This is a genomic window from Bifidobacterium sp. N4G05, assembly GCF_002742445.1.
Classification (GTDB): Bacteria; Actinomycetota; Actinomycetes; order Actinomycetales; family Bifidobacteriaceae; genus Bifidobacterium; species Bifidobacterium hominis.
Genome location: NZ_NJNQ01000001.1, coordinates 285,039 through 302,052 on the forward strand (window position 1 = coordinate 285,039; position 17,014 = coordinate 302,052).

Annotated in this window: 16 protein-coding genes and 2 tRNA genes; 10 read left to right on the forward strand and 8 right to left on the reverse strand. The window is 56.2% G+C overall.

Features of this window, described 5'->3' with window-relative positions:
* Positions 1 to 219: 219 nt before the first annotated feature.
* The 4 genes from CE153_RS01300 to CE153_RS01315 all read right to left on the reverse strand — a co-directional run bounded on the left by CE153_RS01300 (position 220) and on the right by CE153_RS01315 (position 3,213).
* Positions 220 to 300, reverse strand: a tRNA-Leu gene (locus CE153_RS01300).
* Positions 301 to 367: 67 nt separating this feature from the next.
* Positions 368 to 443, reverse strand: a tRNA-Thr gene (locus CE153_RS01305).
* Between the two features lie 105 nt (positions 444 to 548).
* Positions 549 to 1,817, reverse strand: coding sequence for an aminoacyltransferase (locus CE153_RS01310; RefSeq protein WP_099594883.1), 1,269 nt, complete (start codon positions 1,815 to 1,817; stop codon positions 549 to 551).
* Positions 1,818 to 1,890: 73 nt separating this feature from the next.
* Entirely contained in the window at positions 1,891 to 3,213 is a 1,323-nt protein-coding gene (locus CE153_RS01315) for a nicotinate phosphoribosyltransferase (RefSeq protein ID WP_099571025.1), read from the reverse strand.
* 260 nt (positions 3,214 to 3,473) lie between these two features.
* On the opposite strand from CE153_RS01315, the gene rph reads away from it, so the two are divergent.
* Both rph and CE153_RS01325 read left to right on the forward strand, forming a co-directional pair.
* Complete coding sequence (rph, locus tag CE153_RS01320) at positions 3,474 to 4,238, forward strand: ribonuclease PH (protein ID WP_099594884.1); 765 nt, start codon at positions 3,474 to 3,476, stop codon at positions 4,236 to 4,238.
* 133 nt (positions 4,239 to 4,371) lie between these two features.
* Positions 4,372 to 5,046 carry a non-canonical purine NTP pyrophosphatase gene (locus CE153_RS01325; protein ID WP_099594885.1) on the forward strand — a complete coding sequence of 225 codons (675 nt, stop codon included), beginning with the start codon at positions 4,372 to 4,374 and terminating at the stop codon, positions 5,044 to 5,046.
* A 219-nt stretch (positions 5,047 to 5,265) separates the two neighbouring features.
* Here the strand turns inward: CE153_RS01325 and CE153_RS01330 are convergent, their stop codons facing one another.
* Positions 5,266 to 5,700, reverse strand: coding sequence for a MerR family transcriptional regulator (locus CE153_RS01330; RefSeq protein ID WP_099594886.1), 435 nt, complete (start codon positions 5,698 to 5,700; stop codon positions 5,266 to 5,268).
* Between the two features lie 232 nt (positions 5,701 to 5,932).
* Between CE153_RS01330 and CE153_RS01335 the strand changes: the two genes are divergently transcribed.
* Positions 5,933 to 6,943, forward strand: coding sequence for an aldo/keto reductase (locus CE153_RS01335; RefSeq protein ID WP_099594887.1), 1,011 nt, complete (start codon positions 5,933 to 5,935; stop codon positions 6,941 to 6,943).
* A gap of 191 nt (positions 6,944 to 7,134) precedes the next feature.
* Here the strand turns inward: CE153_RS01335 and CE153_RS01340 are convergent, their stop codons facing one another.
* The gene (locus CE153_RS01340) at positions 7,135 to 7,461 is read right to left on the reverse strand and encodes a DUF3039 domain-containing protein (RefSeq protein ID WP_180753358.1); all 327 of its coding nucleotides are present in this window, start codon (positions 7,459 to 7,461) and stop codon (positions 7,135 to 7,137) included.
* 117 nt (positions 7,462 to 7,578) lie between these two features.
* Between CE153_RS01340 and coaD the strand changes: the two genes are divergently transcribed.
* The 7 genes from coaD (at position 7,579) to ilvN (ending at position 13,660) form a co-directional block, all read left to right on the forward strand.
* The gene (gene coaD / locus CE153_RS01345; RefSeq protein ID WP_039196906.1) at positions 7,579 to 8,073 is read left to right on the forward strand and encodes a pantetheine-phosphate adenylyltransferase; all 495 of its coding nucleotides are present in this window, start codon (positions 7,579 to 7,581) and stop codon (positions 8,071 to 8,073) included.
* Positions 8,070 to 8,774 (forward strand): cell division protein, encoded by a 705-nt coding sequence (locus CE153_RS01350; protein WP_099594888.1) that lies wholly within the window; start codon positions 8,070 to 8,072, stop codon positions 8,772 to 8,774. The genes coaD and CE153_RS01350 overlap by 4 nt, the downstream gene beginning before the upstream one ends.
* 14 nt (positions 8,775 to 8,788) lie before the next feature.
* A complete protein-coding gene (locus CE153_RS01355; protein ID WP_099594889.1) occupies positions 8,789 to 9,415 on the forward strand; it encodes a YceD family protein in 627 nt (208 codons plus the stop codon).
* Between the two features lie 173 nt (positions 9,416 to 9,588).
* Positions 9,589 to 9,783, forward strand: a complete 195-nt coding sequence (gene rpmF / locus CE153_RS01360) for a 50S ribosomal protein L32 (protein WP_004220165.1) — start codon at positions 9,589 to 9,591, stop codon at positions 9,781 to 9,783.
* Positions 9,784 to 10,115: 332 nt separating this feature from the next.
* Positions 10,116 to 10,946 (forward strand): ribonuclease III, encoded by an 831-nt coding sequence (gene rnc / locus CE153_RS01365; RefSeq protein WP_099594890.1) that lies wholly within the window; start codon positions 10,116 to 10,118, stop codon positions 10,944 to 10,946.
* Positions 10,947 to 11,203: 257 nt separating this feature from the next.
* Positions 11,204 to 13,075, forward strand: a complete 1,872-nt coding sequence (locus CE153_RS01375) for an acetolactate synthase large subunit (RefSeq protein WP_099594891.1) — start codon at positions 11,204 to 11,206, stop codon at positions 13,073 to 13,075.
* Positions 13,076 to 13,111: 36 nt separating this feature from the next.
* The gene (ilvN, locus tag CE153_RS01380) at positions 13,112 to 13,660 is read left to right on the forward strand and encodes an acetolactate synthase small subunit (RefSeq protein WP_099594892.1); all 549 of its coding nucleotides are present in this window, start codon (positions 13,112 to 13,114) and stop codon (positions 13,658 to 13,660) included.
* Between the two features lie 399 nt (positions 13,661 to 14,059).
* On the opposite strand, the gene CE153_RS01390 is transcribed toward ilvN, so the two are convergent.
* Positions 14,060 to 14,599: a hypothetical protein gene (locus CE153_RS01390; RefSeq protein ID WP_099594893.1), complete on the reverse strand. Its 540-nt coding sequence runs from the start codon at positions 14,597 to 14,599 to the stop codon at positions 14,060 to 14,062.
* Between the two features lie 193 nt (positions 14,600 to 14,792).
* The gene (locus CE153_RS01400; protein ID WP_099594894.1) at positions 14,793 to 16,976 is read right to left on the reverse strand and encodes an ABC-F family ATP-binding cassette domain-containing protein; all 2,184 of its coding nucleotides are present in this window, start codon (positions 16,974 to 16,976) and stop codon (positions 14,793 to 14,795) included.
* Positions 16,977 to 17,014 lie beyond the last annotated feature (38 nt).

The window sequence follows — 17,014 nt, forward strand, 5'->3', positions numbered from 1 at the left end:
AGTGGAACAATCCTCCCGCTTGCGCGCCTCTCAACGTCCCGATTCTTCCATTCACTGGAACAATCCACCCGCTCGCAGGCTCCCCAACGTCCCGAATCCCCCAGTCACCGGAAGAATCGGGACGCAAACGTGCGAAATGTTCTCAAAATGTTCTCAAAAAGGCTTATTGAATGGCCTACGATGGCCAAAAACAGGCAGACTTCCGCCATTTTCCGAAAGTGCGCGAGATGGGACTTGAACCCACACGTCAAAGACACAGGAACCTAAATCCTGCGCGTCTACCAATTCCGCCACTCGCGCAAGTAGCCATACCGGAGTGAAATGCTCCTGATATGCAAAACCCTAGATGCTTTCACATCTAGGGCACTGGAGCCACTTGACAGAATCGAACTGTCGACCTGCTCATTACGAGTGAGCCGCTCTACCGACTGAGCTAAAGTGGCGATGCCCGGTAAGCACACGCCATCCGCGCACAGGACACAAAGCGTATCAGAAAAACTCACCCCGCGCAAATCCGCGTCGCGCCAAGCAGCCCCAGCACCCCCGAGCTAGCGGCGAAGGAGTTTGCGTACGACAGTCTTGAACTTGAACGCCAACGGGCGTACGGGAAGCACGAACGAACCCATAAGTTCCTCAACATACCCGTTGAAGCCTTGCTTGAATTCGAGCACGCCACGGCCTTCGCTGTTCGGATCATCGAATACGCCGTCGATGCCGTAGAAGTTGTAGCGGGTCACGCCACGCTCCACGCACAGGTGCAGCATGGCGTCATGTTGCACAAGCGCGGAAGCGTAGAACGGCTTATACTTCTCCACGCTGCCAGAGAACAGATACACCGTTTCACGCGCATGTTCCACGAACAGGGAGGCCGCCGCCGGAAGCACGTCACCATCTTTGGCATACTCGGCCGCTTCAGCCAAACGCTTTTCCGCCGCCGCAAGGTTGCGGGACTCCTCCCCTAGCTGACGTCCCGTTTTGGTGGTCGGATGCTCATCGTATTTGGACTGCAGCGTATCGACCTTCTTCTGCAAGACATCACGCTTGGATTCCATGTCGGCAATGTATTCGCCGATGTGAATCTGCGCCACCATGAAGTGAGCTTTGCTGCCATAGGCTTGTTTGAACTTGCGGAAGTACGCTTCACCGCGATATTCGAAATTGCGACGTTCGGCGGTGGCCTGCTCGATGTCGGCAAACACCTGCAGCTCGTCTTCACCCAGTTCGCGCACATGCACGCCCATGGATGCGGCACGTTTCACGCTCCACTGCGTGCGCTTGTCATACGACTTGAGCAGTGACTTTTCGTCGGTAATGCCAGTCAGGTCTTTCAAGTAGCGCCAGCGCGGCACTGCGGTGTAGCCGATCGTGAAGCCGTCATGTATGAAGCCGAGGTTTTTCAACGTTTCCACGGCATCCTCAGCAGGAGCACCACCTTGGTCAGCTGGCAGTTCGCCGCCGCGCGAATCATGCAGGCAGTATGGCATTTCCGGCACGATTTCCATCTGTGCGGAACCTTTCGCCTTCGCATGCTGCTTCAGCTGGGTCATGAAGTATCCGGTCAATTCGCGATCACGATAGTCGCACAATGGGCCGTCATGCACCACACTGAATGTGGAAAGGCGGCTGCGATGCGTTTCGAACAGCGATCCCGCAACGATTTTGCCGTTTTCTTGAACGCCAAGATATTCCACTTCGATTCCTTGGGCGGCACGCAGACGGCCTGCAGCGGAGGTTTGCTGGAAGTTGCCGTCCGGGTGGTGTGCGGAAAAATCGTCAAACGCCTCCGGACTCAACGTAACCAGAGAAAATGCTCGCATGTAATCCTACCCCTTCATGCTGGTTGATTACGAGATTGATTGCCGTACGCAACCAGCATGATGGTAGCACGAGTCAAAGGACTGTGATTTCGGTGGGGATCACCGGATCGCCCTTCATAAGGCTTTGCGCGCCGATTGGCAGTTCGGCCAGTGCCTGAGCACGATAATTATGCGCGTTGACGATGGCTTCGTGCCCCTGATAGTCGGAGTTGATTTCGCCGTCGGTCACATAGTCGACCAGCAGATCCTTCCAGCCTTCTTCCGGCTGATAGGAGGCAAGCTGCTTTTCGGATCCGGAAATCACATGTTCGCAGTCGGCCAGCGAATATTCGTACGAGCGGAAGGCGAGCTTGCGTCCCGGAACCGTGGCCTTGTCTTTCGACTTCTTGGCCACCGGCTGCATGTCACCAGCGGAATTTTCGCGTTCGGTCAGCTTGTACACCATCGCGCAGGTCGGAGCGCCCGATCCGGTGACGAGCATGGTACCCACGCCATACGAATCGACCGGCGCAGTCTGCAGCGATGCGAGCGCATACTCGTCCAAATCGTTGGTGACGGTGATCTTCGTATTGGTGGCTCCCAGCGCGTCCAGCTGGTTACGCACACGCTGCGCTAGCGACGCCAAGTCGCCGGAATCGATGCGCACGCCGCCCAATTCTGGGCCGGCCACTTCAACCGCCGTCTTCACAGCCTCTTCAATGTTGTACGTGTCGACCAGCAGCGTGGTGTTCTTGCCAAGCGCGGCGATCTGCGATTCGAACGCGCTCCGCTCGTCATCGTGCACTAGCGTGAAGCAGTGCGCAGCCGTGCCAATGGCCTTCAAGCCATACATTTGCGCGGCCAGCAGATTGGCCGTACCTTTGAAACCGCCCACTACGGCGGCGCGGGCTGCGGCAACGGCGGCCCACTCGTTCGTTCGGCGACCGCCCATATCCATGCACGGGCGGTCCTTCGCGGCGCTGACCATGCGGGACGCCGCCGACGCAACCGCAGAATCGTAATTCAGAATGCTCAGCAGCAGCGTTTCCAGCAGTGTGCACTCGCCGAACGTGCCTTCGACTTGCAGAATCGGTGAATTCGGGAAGAACATCTCACCTTCGCGATAGCCCTTGATTGAACCGGAGAAATGAAAATTCTCAAGCCATTTGATGGTTTCAGGGCCCACCACCTTGCGATCTGCAAGGAATTTCAGATCATTATCGTCAAGATGAAAGTTTTCAAGCGCGTCAAGAATGCGTCCTTGCCCGGCGGCTACTCCGTAGTGGCGGCCAATCGGCAGGTGACGGGTGAAAATTTCGAATACGCACTTGCGATTGGCGGTGCCGTCCCTCAGACACGCGTCAAGCATGGTGTATTCGTACATGTCGGTCATGAGCGCAGGTGAATAATCCAGCATTTCCAAAGCCTTTCTGACTTTTGGTGAAACTGACCATGAGCGTAGGCCTCACTGTGGCCAAGCACAGGTTTTCACTCCATCATACGTGCTTGAATGCCTGTATTACGTGAGATAAACGCGGAAAACGACGCAAAATGATCGCAAGACAATTACGAACGATTCACGCACCTCAAGATGGGTTTTCGGCTGGTGATACTGTTTTTTCGGAAAATACAAGCGATTGTTGATCGTGTAATCAATCGAAAGCAGAGAAATCAGCGATGGTAGCGATTAAAGACATGTTGGACGGGCAGACGATAATTCGCGCGGACGGACGTAAGGTGGATGAGCTGCGTCCGGTGCGTATCACCCGTCATTTCACGGACGTTCCGGAGGGGTCCGTGCTTGTGGAATGCGGCAATACACGCGTGATGTGCACGGCTACGTTCACCGCAGGCGTGCCTCGTTGGCGCAAGGACTCCGGCCTGGGCTGGGTCACCGCGGAATATGCGATGCTGCCGCGAGCCACCGCAGACCGCACTGATCGCGAATCTGTGCGCGGCAAGATCGGCGGACGCACGCACGAGATCAGCCGACTGATCGGACGCTGCCTGCGTGGCGTGGTCGACATGAAGGCGCTCGGCGAAAACCAGGTGCAGATCGACTGCGACGTGCTGCAGGCTGACGGCGGCACCCGAACCGCATCGATCACCGGCGCATATGTGGCGCTCGTGGACGCCATGCATTGGGCCGAGAAGCACAAGCACATCAAGTCTGCCGACCGCGTGATCAAAGACAGCGTTTCCGCCGTGTCCGTGGGCGTAATCGACGGCAAGCCGATGCTTGATCTGCCGTATATCGAAGACAGCAAGGCTATGACCGACATGAACGTGGCCATGACCGGCTCCGGCGAATTCATTGAGATTCAGGGCACCGCGGAGCATCGCCCGTTCAACCGCACCGAGCTTAACGTGCTGCTTGATCTGGCGGAAAAGGGCAACAAGGAACTGCAGGCCGCGCAGCAGGCCGCGCTCGCACAGGACTGAAACGGCCGCAAGCCGAACGCAATCCGACTGTAGGCTGGCCTCCGCAAGCCGACCGTCGGCCAGGCACGTCAGACGCACGTCAGACGCATGTCAGGCAAGCTGACATCAACGAAGCAACGAAAGGAATCGGAACGTGAGAATCATCGTCGCAACCCATAACGAAGGCAAACTCGCTGAAATCAATCGCATTCTGGAAGATTGCCTAGGTGCGGACGCGGCTCAGGTGGAGCTGGTTTCCGCCGGTTCGCTGAATCTGCCGGATCCGGTGGAAGACGGCGTGACCTTCCAAGAGAACGCGCTGATCAAGGCCCGTGACGTGGCCGCGCGCACAGGCTGCCCGGCGATTGCCGACGATTCCGGCCTGATTGTGGACGTGATGGGCAATGCTCCCGGCATTCTTTCCGCACGTTGGGCAGGCAGGCATGGCGACGACAAAGCCAATAATGCGCTGCTGCTCGCGCAGATGGCCGACATTCCAGACGCCAAGCGTACTGCGCGTTTCCGTTGCGCGGCCGCGCTGGTGGTGCCGGAAACCGAAGCTGGCGCCGGTGCAAACGGCCGTTATGCGATTGGCAGCGAGACTGTGGAAACCGGCGAAATGCCGGGTGTGCTGCTGCATGAGCCTCATGGCGAGCATGGTTTCGGATATGACCCGCTGTTCGTGCCCGACGATCAGCCCGCCCGCGCCATCGAAGCCGGCGAGAAACTCACGTCCGCACAGATGGAACCGGCCGAAAAGAACGCTATTTCCCACCGCGGCAAGGCCTTGCGTGCTCTGCTGCCGTCCGTAGCCACCTTGCTGAAGTAAGAGAAGCAAGGCCGACGCGGGGTCGAACAAGCCGCCGCAACTCGAACAAGCCGCTGCAAGACAAGACGCAACAATTGCTATCAGGTGCGGAACCGTAGTTTACGGTTCCGCACCTTTTGTTTGCTGATTCTCACCGGACGTCACCGAACCTCACCGTTTTGGCCTTCGCCAACCGGACGCCGCCGGACGGCACCGATCTTCACCAACCGTCGCCAATCCTCACCGATCGTCGGCTCGAAAATCCTTGCCATCGTAATTCGCCCAATCCGGGTGCGGCCCGCCGGTTTCGATACTGCGCTGAATATCGCGATACAAGTGCAGTTTGCGCAACACATGCATATACGCTTCTTCCAGCGCGGCCCGCTGCTCCAAAATCGCCTGATGCCGCGATTCCAACAATTCCAACATGTCCGCGATATGTGCGCGCTCGTCTTTTTCGTATGCGAAGAAGCGCCTGAGCTCGTCGATGCTCATGCCCGCATGCTTGAAACAGGCGATCGCCTTGAGCCGCCCAATATGCGCGTCGGTGTACACGCGCCGCCCAGCATCGTCGCGTTCCACATTGCACAGCAGCCCCTGATTCTCGTAATAGCGCAAGGTTGACGTCTGCACATGGAATCGTTGTGCAACCTCACGAATCGTATATGTTGCCATCTTCCCGTCTCATTTCTACGTTTTCTGCGATTGTGCGATTTCTTGCGATTGCCATATCGGCAGTTTCCTGCGATTTCCTGCGAACGACAATCATCGGAAAACACACTATCGACGATATTTGCGTTCAAGTTTACTTGAAGTGCGACGATGGTATCGTCGACAAACTCACGATATGCGCCAACTCAAGCAGCACGGCGCACAGCGAAATGCGCAGAGTCTTCAAGGAGGAACAATGCTCGAACCGACCACCGTCTACACGCCGTCACCCACCCGATACGACTCCATGACCTACAACCATGTGGGCACAAGCGGTCTGAAACTTCCAGCGGTTTCACTCGGTTTTTGGCATAATTTCGGCGATATTACGCCATACGCCACCATGCGTGACATTGTGTTCACCGCATTCGACAACGGCATCACGCATTTCGACCTCGCCAACAATTACGGTCCCGAACCGGGCAGCGCCGAGAAGAACTGCGGCCGTCTGCTGCACGAATATTTCCATCATCATCGCGACGAACTGATCATCAGCACCAAAGCCGGCTACGAAATGTGGCTCGGCCCCTATGGCGATCTCGGCAGCCGCAAATATCTGCTCGCCTCTCTCGATCAGAGCCTCGAACGTCTCGGCCTCGACTACGTCGACATTTTCTACCATCACCACATGGATTCCTCCACACCGCTCGAAGAAACCATGGGCGCACTGGCAACCGCCGTGCAAAGCGGCAAAGCGCTATATGTTGGCTTGAGCAACTACGACGGTCCGACGCTCGAAAAAGCCACCGCGATCCTTGACGAACTGCATGTGCCGTTCATCATCAACCAGAACCGTTACAACATTTTTGACCGCACTGTGGAACGCAACGGACTGAAGGAAACCGCCAAAAAGCTCGGCAAAGGCCTCATCACGTTCTCACCGCTCGAACAGGGCCTGCTCACGAACCGTTACCTCAACGGCGTGCCCGCAGACAGCCGCATCGCACATGACGGCCGATTCTTGCAGGAAAGCGCGTTGACGCCGGAACGTCTGCAGCAAATCCGCGATCTGAACGACCTTGCCGCCGAACGTGGTCAGACGCTTGCCGAAATGGCGCTCGCATGGCTGCTGCACGACGGTTACGTGACCTCCGTGCTTGTCGGCGCGTCCCGCCCGCAGCAGTTGCTCGACAATATCGGCGCGTTGAAGAACACCACGTTCAGCGATGAGGAACTGCGTCGCATCAACGAAATCTCGCTGCGCTAAGCGCGGATATTTCAAAAAAGCAAGCCGACAATAAAATACAACAGCAATAAAAATCTGCCGAGACAATCTGAATTATCGAAAATAATTTCGACACAGAGACCATCTCGGCAGATTTTTTATATGTAATCACGTTCGGCAATCTTCGGAAATTTCAGTGAAATTCCAACATCACCATACGACGAGAAAAACGATCAGAAGTCGGAGTTCATCATTTCGTCGTAGATGCGCTTACAATCCGGGCATACCGGGAACTGCGAAGGATCACGCTTCGGCACCCACACCTTGCCGCACAACGCCACCACCGGTCGGCCGGTGCGACGGGACTCGGCAATGCGATCGCGCGACACATAATGTGCGAAACGATCCGCATCACCATTGCCGCCATCATCCAGCTTCGTCTCCTCTTCGGGACGTTCCAGCACCGCAGTGCCGGTACCAGCATCCGGATTGGAAAGCGGCGAGACCGGATCAGCCTCGTCAATGAAGCCGTCGCGATCCCCAAACATCGAAAATGCCATAATCAACTCCTCAAATACGCCGCAACCGCGGCACCACTGCCTCCATCATAGCCATGAAAACCCACATATTCGCCGACACTTCGCGTAATTTCACGCAACCGCGGTACGCTTGAGGCTATGACAATTGCAGTTTGCCCCGGGTCGTACGACCCAGTAACCGCCGGACATTTGGACGTCATCGAACGTTGCGCGCGTTTTTTCGATGAAGTGCATGTTGTGGTGGCGGTGAACGCGGCGAAAACACCGATGTTTTCCGAAGAGACCCGCGTTGAGATCATCCGTAAGGCGCTTGAAAAGCGGAATTGCCGCAATATCAAGGTTTCTTCAACAACCGGACTGATTACCGACTATTGCAAAAAGGTCGGCGCGACGGTTATTGTGAAGGGTCTTCGCCAGAATGGCGATTATGAGGCCGAGTTGGGTATGGCGTTAGTCAATCGCAAGCTTGCCGATGTGGAAACGCTGTTTTTGCCGGCGGCACCTGATTTGGAACATATTTCCAGTTCGATAGTGAAAGATGTGGCTCGCCACGGCGGCGATGTGACTGGCATGGTGCCCGATTGCGTGATTCCGCTGCTCGGCGAAGCGCTCAACAATGAAAAGAGGGCATGATGGGTGAAGAGACCACGGGCTATGATCCGCTTGCGGACGGCGTCGACGATGACACGACATCGCAGCGACCGGTGATCGCCATGTCTGATTTGCCAGATTTGCGCACCACGTTCGACCCGGACGAGCCTTTGACGGATTCCGGCAATCTGAGCCGTGACGAGTTCACCACCGTGTATGACATCATCGACAAGCTCGAATCGGCGTTGGATGAGGCAAAACCGATACTGTTCTTCCCCGGCACCGTGCGCGTGGACCGTGACGAGTTCACCGAACAGCTCGACCAGTTGAAGAGAATGATGCCGGTGCAGCTGGAACGCGCCTCGGCATTGATGCGCGAATCGGAACGACGCTTGGAAAGCGCTCAGACGCAAGCCAACGTCATCGTGTCATCCGCGCAATCGCGTGCGGCCGACACTATACGTGAGGCCAACGAACAGGCGCAGTTCCTCGCCGGTCAGGAAAATGTGACCGAGATCGCACGGCAGAAGGCACGTGCTATTCTCGACCAGGCGCAAGCCAGGGCCGACCATCTCACGCAGGGAGCCGACAAGTACTGCACCACGGTGATGGAAACGCTGCAACAGCAGCTCGGCAAGCTTGGCAACGACGTGCAGGCGGGATTGAACGTACTGTATGATCGCCAGCGCGAAGCGAGCACGCATGTGCCGCATCTTGACGCAAACGACTATCCGGAAAGCTGAATGGAAGGCTGAACATGGCACGTATCGAAGATTCCCCGTGGGCGATTTCCGTGGCGCAGGTCGCTTCACGAGCCGGACAAAGCAAGGAGCTCGACGCGACTTTCCCCGCGCCGAGCGGCATCGGCGATGAGATCGTCGGCGTTGAAGAGGGTACTGACGTCACTGTTGTCGGATCGTTTGATTCGATTGTTGACGGCTTGATTTTCAACGCCCGCATCAGCGCCCCCGTGCATGCGGAATGCACCCGTTGCCTGAAACCGATCAAGCGCGATTGGACGGTGAACGTCACCTCGTTCTTCCCCTATGAAGACAAGTCCGCAAACGTTGCATCCGGTAAGGGCGGCAAAAACGGCAAGGGCGGCGCCAAGGAAGAGGAAGTCGACATTATTGCCGGCGAAGACGAGTCGGAGGATTCGTATCCGCTGCTTGAAGGCGGCTCCTGGGCCGACATCGAGGCTTTACTGCGTGACACATTGGTTGAGGAACTGCCGCTGCAGCCGTTGTGCAAACCGGATTGCTTGGGATTGTGCTCGCAGTGCGGCGCCGATTTGAACGAGGAACCGGACCATCATCATGATGTGACCGATATTCGTTTCGCCGCTTTGGAGGGGTTGAAGGCCCAGCTGAAAGGCAACGAATAAAGGCTCGGCCTAGTGCAACTAGGCGTCAGGCGGGATACGAGCAGGGTACAGGCAAGGCTGATTTTACTTGGTTTTTGCATGGGTTTCTGATCGAGTTTTGCAGTTTGTACGGAGCACAAGTTAAGATACTGAACGCTTAAGCTCAATCGTTCGAACGAAACAGAGGAAACACAATGGCACTGCCTAAGTACAAGACCTCGCGCGCGAATACTCATTCTCGCCGCGCAAACTGGAAGGCCAAGGCCGCCCAGACCGTTACCTGCCCGAACTGTGGCGCTCCGGCGCTGCCGCACATGGCCTGCCCGAGCTGCGGCGCCTACCGCGGCCGCGTGTACCGCGAGGCTGTCCGCTCCATCCACACCAAGTGAGTGGCTGCCGAGTAACGGCATAAAGCATGAGAACCCTGCCATCGACGGGTGGCAGGGTTTTTGCATATCTCAGGCCGGATTCAGGCTGAAAGCACGGCCATACCCGTCTCATTCCCATTCTTTTCCACTTGTCCCTTTCCGCTTGTCCCTTTCCTATTTCCTGCCCTGCTTCCGCCCTATTCCGCCTAGGCGTGGGCAGAGAGTAAACTGAACGAGATCGTTGTTTGCATAGCAATCGGCCAGATTCGCTGGCATTTTGCCACGTACGCAACGTCCCGAAACCGTGCGGCGAGCTTCGCCGCCCCATACCCACTACGAAGCCGAGGACGAATATGACCAAGAACAACATCGACGCATCAGCCGTTTCCGAAGGCGAGGTGACCGCCAACGCGCTGCTTGAGGCGCTTGGCACCACGCTCGAACCCGACCTGCTGGTCGAAGCGCTCACCCACCGCTCCTTCTCGCATGAGAATCCTGGCGCGAAAAACTACGAACGTTTGGAATTCCTCGGTGATGCCGTGCTTGAGCTCGTTTCCACGGAAACCCTCTACAAGGCGCACCCCGACATGAACGAGGGTCAGCTTGCGAAAATGCGAGCGAAAGCCGTTTCCGAGGAATCCCTAAGCAAAATCGCCCGCGAAAAGCTACATGCGGGCCCGTACATTCTGCTCGGTCATGGCGAAAGCGATCAGGGCGGCGCCGATAAAAGCTCGATTTTGTGCGATATCGTCGAATCGTTGATCGGTGCAACGTTCATTCAGCACGGCATTGACGAGGCACGTCGCGTTGTGCATCATCTTGTTGACGAAACGCTTGCGGAAGTCGCCACGGAAGGCCCGGCCCTCGATTGGAAAACCTCGCTTACCGTCAAAGCGCATGGAATGGGCTTCGGCGAGCCGCGCTACCAGATGTCGGTTTCCGGTCCGGAATATGCGCAAGTGTTCACCGCGAACGTCATGCTGGGCGAAAGCGACGAAATCATCAGCACCGGCACAGGCACCAGCAAACGCAAGGCGCAACTCGCCGCAGCTGAAGAAGGTTGGAAGGCGCTGGATAATCGCAAGTCTGAAGCACAAAACGTCCGTAAGCATCGCAAACATCATCACAAGCACGGCAACAACAGCAACAACAGCAACAACAGCAACGACAACGACAATCAGTAGTCACAAGCGGACAAAAACAGCTACGAATTCACCCTCTCATACCACCGTGGAACGCAACGCGCCAGAATATGGCACGAATCCGGCATATTCTCCTGTCAGCCGATAGCATAGACTGATTATTAGCGAAGGATTGCGATTCGCAAGTCGTCACAAGCGATTGCACCGCTTTCCGATGATGGGGTTCGGCTGATTGCGTGCACCGAAACGCGGAAGCATACCCCTGTAAGAGAGTTCCACGAACGAACATGAGAGGGAACATGGTGTTACCTACGCCTCTGCAGGCATTCAGCGGCATGCCCAAAGCAGCCGCAACCACTGAAAAGCAGACCATTGTTGACGGCGAGAAGATGACCGGCGCCGAGGCGCTGGTACGTTCGCTGGAAGATCTGGGCGTCAAGGATGTTTTCGGCGTTCCAGGCGGTGCGATTCTGCCGGTTTACGATGCGATCAATGATAAGACCGGTTTCCGTTTTGTGCTGATGCGCCACGAACAGGCCGCAGGCCACGCGGCTGAAGGCTATGCCGTATCGACCGGCCAAGTCGGCGTGTGCATCGTCACGTCCGGCCCGGGCGCCACGAACATGATCACCCCGATCGCTGACGCGAACATGGATTCCGTGCCGATGGTGGTCATCACCGGCCAGGTCGGCGTGAACGCCATTGGTACCGACGCTTTCCAGGAAGCCGATATCGTCGGCGCAACCTACCCGGTGGTCAAGCATTCCTATCTGGTCACGCGTGCGCAGGATATTCCACGCGTGCTGGCTGAAGCGCACTATGTGGCACGTTCCGGTCGCCCCGGCCCGGTGGTGGTTGACGTCACCAAGACCGCGCAGACCGGCGATATGTACTATTCGTGGCCGCAGCGCATGATTCTGCCCGGCTACAACCCCACTACGAAAGCGCACGGCCGTGTGCTTTCCGACGCTGCGAAGCTGTTCGAGCAGTCGTACCGTCCGGTGCTGTATGTGGGCGGCGGTGCGGCACGTTCCGATGCCGGCAAGTTCGTGCAGGAACTGGCGGAAGTCACGAACGCTCCGATTGTCACTACGCTGCCCGCACGCGGTGTTGTGCCTGATTCCGATCCGAAGGTGCTCGGCATGCTTGGCATGCATGGCACGATTGCCGCTACCGGCGCCGTGCAGCGTTGCGATCTGCTTGTTGCGATCGGCGCTCGTTTCGACGATCGTGTGACCGGCAAGCTTGACGCTTTCGCTCCGGGTGCACGTGTGATTCACATTGATATCGATCCGGCGGAAATCGGCAAGAACCGTCAGCCGGACGTGCCGATCGTTGGCGATGTGGCAACCGTGCTGAAGGATCTCATTCCAGAAATCAAGCGCGAACAGGCTGTGCATGGCAAGCCTGACACTTCGCATTGGTGGGAAATCATCAATGATTGGCGTGAAAAGTACCCGATCAAGTGGGACGAACCGACCGATGGTTCGCTCGCCCCGCAGTGGGTCATCAAGCAGCTTTCCGACCTGGCTGATCCTGACACGATTTGGGTTACCGGTGTGGGCCAGCATCAGATGTGGGCCACGCAGCTCATCGATTTCGAGAAGCCGCATTCTTGGCTGAGCTCCGGCGGCCTTGGCACCATGGGCTACGGACTGCCGGCCGCCATCGGCGCTCGTGTCGGTTCCGAACGTTTCCATGAGGGCGAGAAGCCGGTGTGGCTGATCGACGGCGACGGTTCCTTCCAGATGACGTCTGAAGAGCTGGCAGCCGCATTCCACGACCGCACGCCGGTCAAGATCGCGCTGCTGAACAATTCCGTGTATGGCATGGTTCGCCAATGGCAGACCCTGTTCTACGGCGAGCATTATTCCGCCACCAATCTGATGGATGGCGAGAATGCGCCGGAAATCGTGGATGTTCCTGATTTCGTGAAGCTTGCCGAAGCATATGGTTGCGTCGGCATGCGTGCGTTCACGGAAGAAGAAGCCGTCGAAGCGATCAAGAAGGCCAACGAAATCAACGATCGTCCGGTGCTTATCGACTTCCGCGTATGGAAGGACGCCATGGTGTGGCCGATGGTCGCAGCTGGCGATTCCAACGATAATGTCACGTATATGCCCGGAATCAAGCCGCTGCAGCGTCCGAATGCTGTTGCCGACAACGAGTAAACGAGTATCGAGTAAGTAGTAAGGAAGGGTCTACCAATGTATCCTGCATCTCAGCCGGGTTCCAAGCGCCATACGCTTTCTGTGCTCGTAGAGAACCGTCCGGGCGTGCTGGCGCGTATCGCTGGCCTGTTCGCCCGTCGTGCGTTCAACATCAACTCGCTGTCCGTCTCCCCCACCGAGCGCCCTGACATCTCGCGTGTCACGGTGACTGCCGATGTGGATGAAGTGCCGCTCGAGCAGATCATCAAGCAGCTTAACAAGCTGCTGCACGTGTTGAAAATCGTGAATTTGGATCCGGACACCACTGTGGAGCGCGAACTGGTGCTTATCAAGGTGGCTGCCGACGAATCCAACCGTTCCGACGTGCTTGAGATCGTTCGTCTGTTCCGCGTGCGCGTGGTCGATGTGAATCCGGAGTCGTTGACCATCGAGGCCACCGGTGCCGAAGGCAAGATCGACGCACTGCTGGGGCTTTTAGAGCATTACGGCGTTATCGAGCTGGTTCGTTCCGGTGCGGTCGCCGTGACGCGAGGTCCGAAGGCGCTGAGCGAAAAGGTGATCGGTTCCGAAATCACCGGTCGCTGATCCAATCAGCCTAATCACAAACCTACAGGGCTTCCCGTTTCAACGCGGGAAAGCCTTTTTTGTTGTTAAATCTGCGATATTTAGAAAATATCTGATTATTGGAGGCATGCCAGATGCAGTAGCATCTTTTGCGCAAAACAACAGTCTCATAGACGTTCGTCAGGCACAAGAAGATATCAAACAAGGTTCATCGAGCGCTTAATAATGTGTTGGCAGAGGAAAGTTATCACCTTCGCCAAGGATTAGTTTTCGGCCCCGGCAACATCGAAACCGACCTCAATATTACCTACTACCCCATCTACCTAATCGGCCAGTTTTGCAACAACTAGCCCAGTAGCATTCATCGTGATGTCACAAACTATGATGATGGCAGCACGACAGGGAGCGTTATGACTGAAATTATTCATGATGGTGTTCCTTTACTTCATATACGGAAACAACAAGATCCGTATTGCCGATATTGATAATGGACAATGAGGTGGCATCTGGGAAATTCTTCGCCGGAAGTGAAATCGTTTCTATTCCGTTAGATGTACAGGCCTCCCTAGTGGTTAGGGTGTGTGGCTGTCCATCTTTGTAGAGAACAAACGAATAAGGAGCTTGTTCCTTCTGCTTACACATGGAGATGACATAATACATATTGTTTTCATCGATCTTTTTGGCAAATGGAATAGCATCATCGCCGCGCACGGATTTCGCGCCCAGCTTGTTCACTAGAACCAGTTTGTCCGAGTTATTGAGATCATCGACGGCGACACGGTCCAGAGCGTCCACAGTAAATGCTTTATATGCCTGTTTTGCGGCATCATCATTCTCGCTGCTGCTCTGTACGGAGCCATCACCGGAACTTTCATGTACGGCTTTCGTGCAGCCAACACATGACCACAACAACAAGGTGGACAACAAGCAACAGGCGCTTCTTCGCATCACTTGATTCATAAGGCACCTCCATTGGTCTCTCCGACAAGAACAGCTAAGGTTTCCTGCAATAACAAGAATATGACATTGGCACATGGAATGCCACGCATCGCTGTCGCACGAATGGTCAACATTCACCGGAAACGCTGGAGGAGCTACGCCGCCGCCACAACATACACACCCTGTCCGGTAATTGGCGCGGGCGATACGAATGCTACTCGAGCTGTTCGGAAAGCTCCATCCATTCGAGTTCGAGTTCTTCGGACTCGTCGGTGACGGCTTGAAGCTGTTCGTTGAGCTTGCCTAAGCCCTCGTAGTCACTGGGGTCGTGCGCAGCCATTTGCTGTTCAAGATCGGCTTTCTGCTCTTCGAGTTTGGCGAGTTTACGCTCGATTGCCGATACGCGCTTGGAGGCTTCATGGAAGGCCTTGCCGGAAAGCTTCGGCGTAGAAGGCGCAGAAGATGCTTCAGCAGTTGCAGACCCACTTGCGGAGTTACCTGCGGTGCCTTCGGTTGTGGAACCGGCAACACTAGCCCCAGCGGAACCGCTCTTCTTGCCTTTGCCGGCACCTGCCTTTTCGCCCGCAAACGGATCCTTGCCGTTCTTGATTGCCTCAGTCATGTCCAGATAATCCTGCACGCCACCGGGCAGGTGACGCACTTTGCCGCCGATCAACGCGAACTGTTGGTCGGTCACGCGTTCCAGCAGGTAACGGTCGTGCGAAACCACGATCAGCGTGCCCGGCCACGTATCGAGCAGATCTTCCATAACTGCAAGCATGTCGGTGTCGAGATCGTTGCCGGGCTCATCCATGATGAGCACATTCGGCTCGTCCAGCAAAATCAGCAGCAGCTGCATACGGCGCTTCTGACCACCTGATAGGTCTTTGATCGGTGTCATCAGCTGCGCCGACTCGAATCCGAGACGCTCCATCATCTGCCCCGGCGTCGTTTCCTTACCGTCAACGATATAGCTCGGCTTATAACGGCTCAGCACTTCCTTGATCTTGTATTTACCGAGCTTCTCCAACTCGTCGAGACGCTGTGAAAGCACCGCGAATTTCACGGTTTTGCCGATATTCACATGACCTACAGTAGGGGTGATCGTGCCGTCAAGAATCTTCAATAACGTCGATTTTCCGGCACCGTTCGCGCCGACAATGCCAAAACGATCGCCAGGCCCGATCAGCCATGTCACGTCGTCAAGAATCTTACGACCGGTAACAGTAATTTTTTGTGCTGCAGAAGTAATTTCTTCTGCAGAATCATCAGTGTTATTTTCTTGTGATCCCTGAATTTCTTGCGATTCTTTCGCAGCCGCAGCAACTTGCGCCGCTGCAACACCGGCATCCACCAATCGCGGATCAGTCAGATCATCGACGGCAACTTCCACGGAACCATGCGCTTGCGGCTCGGCGTACATGGCCGGCACCACATCGACGCGCGATGCCGACGCTTCCATTTCGGCAACGTCAGGATCGATATCAGCCTCGCCTTGCACATGTTCGAAAATCTGCGTCACGTCGATCAGGTCAACCACCTGCTTGCCCAAGCGGGATGTGGCCATTTGCTTCAATTCCAGAGTATTGCGTACCGGAGGCACGTCGGCGATGAGCTCACGCGCGGCCTTCACATGGAATTTCTGTTTGGTGGAACGGGCGCGGGCGCCGCGGGTAAGCCAGGCAAGTTCCTTGCGAGCCAGATTGCGACGCTTCGTTTCACGCACGTCGGCTTGGCGATCGCGTTCCACGCGCTGCAGCATGTATGCGGAATAGCCGCCTTCAAACGGCTCGATTTCGCCGTCATGCACCTCCCACATGGATTCGCACACTTCGTCGAGGAACCAACGGTCGTGGGTGACGAGCAGCAGTGCGCCGGATCCGGCCGGCCAACGATTCTTTAAATGTTCCGCCAGCCAGTGAATGGTCACCACATCCAAATGGTTCGTGGGCTCGTCGAGAGCGAGAATATCCCAATCCTTGAGCAACAGGCGTGCCAAATCGGCGCGGCGACGCTGACCGCCAGAAAGCGAACCGATTTTCGCTTCCAAGCTAATGCCGCCAAGCAATGCTTCGACGATTTCGCGCGACTTGGTTTCCGCAGCCCATTCGTAGTCTTCACGGCCTTCGAGCGCAGCTTCGCGCACGGTGGCATTGTCGTCGAGCGGATCACGCTGGTCGAGCATGCCGAACGTAAGCCCTCCGCGAATGGTCACACGGCCGGAATCCGGCTCCTGCGTGCCTTTGAACAAATGCAGCAACGTGGATTTGCCGTCGCCGTTCTTACCGACGATGCCGATGCGGTCGCCTTCAAAAACACCCTGCGTTACATCGTTGAAAATATTCTTGGTCGCAAAAGCAAGCGAAACGTGTTCAAGTCCCAAATCATAAGTCGGCATAAGTCACCAATGTAGCGGGAACATCTCCCAAACTTACA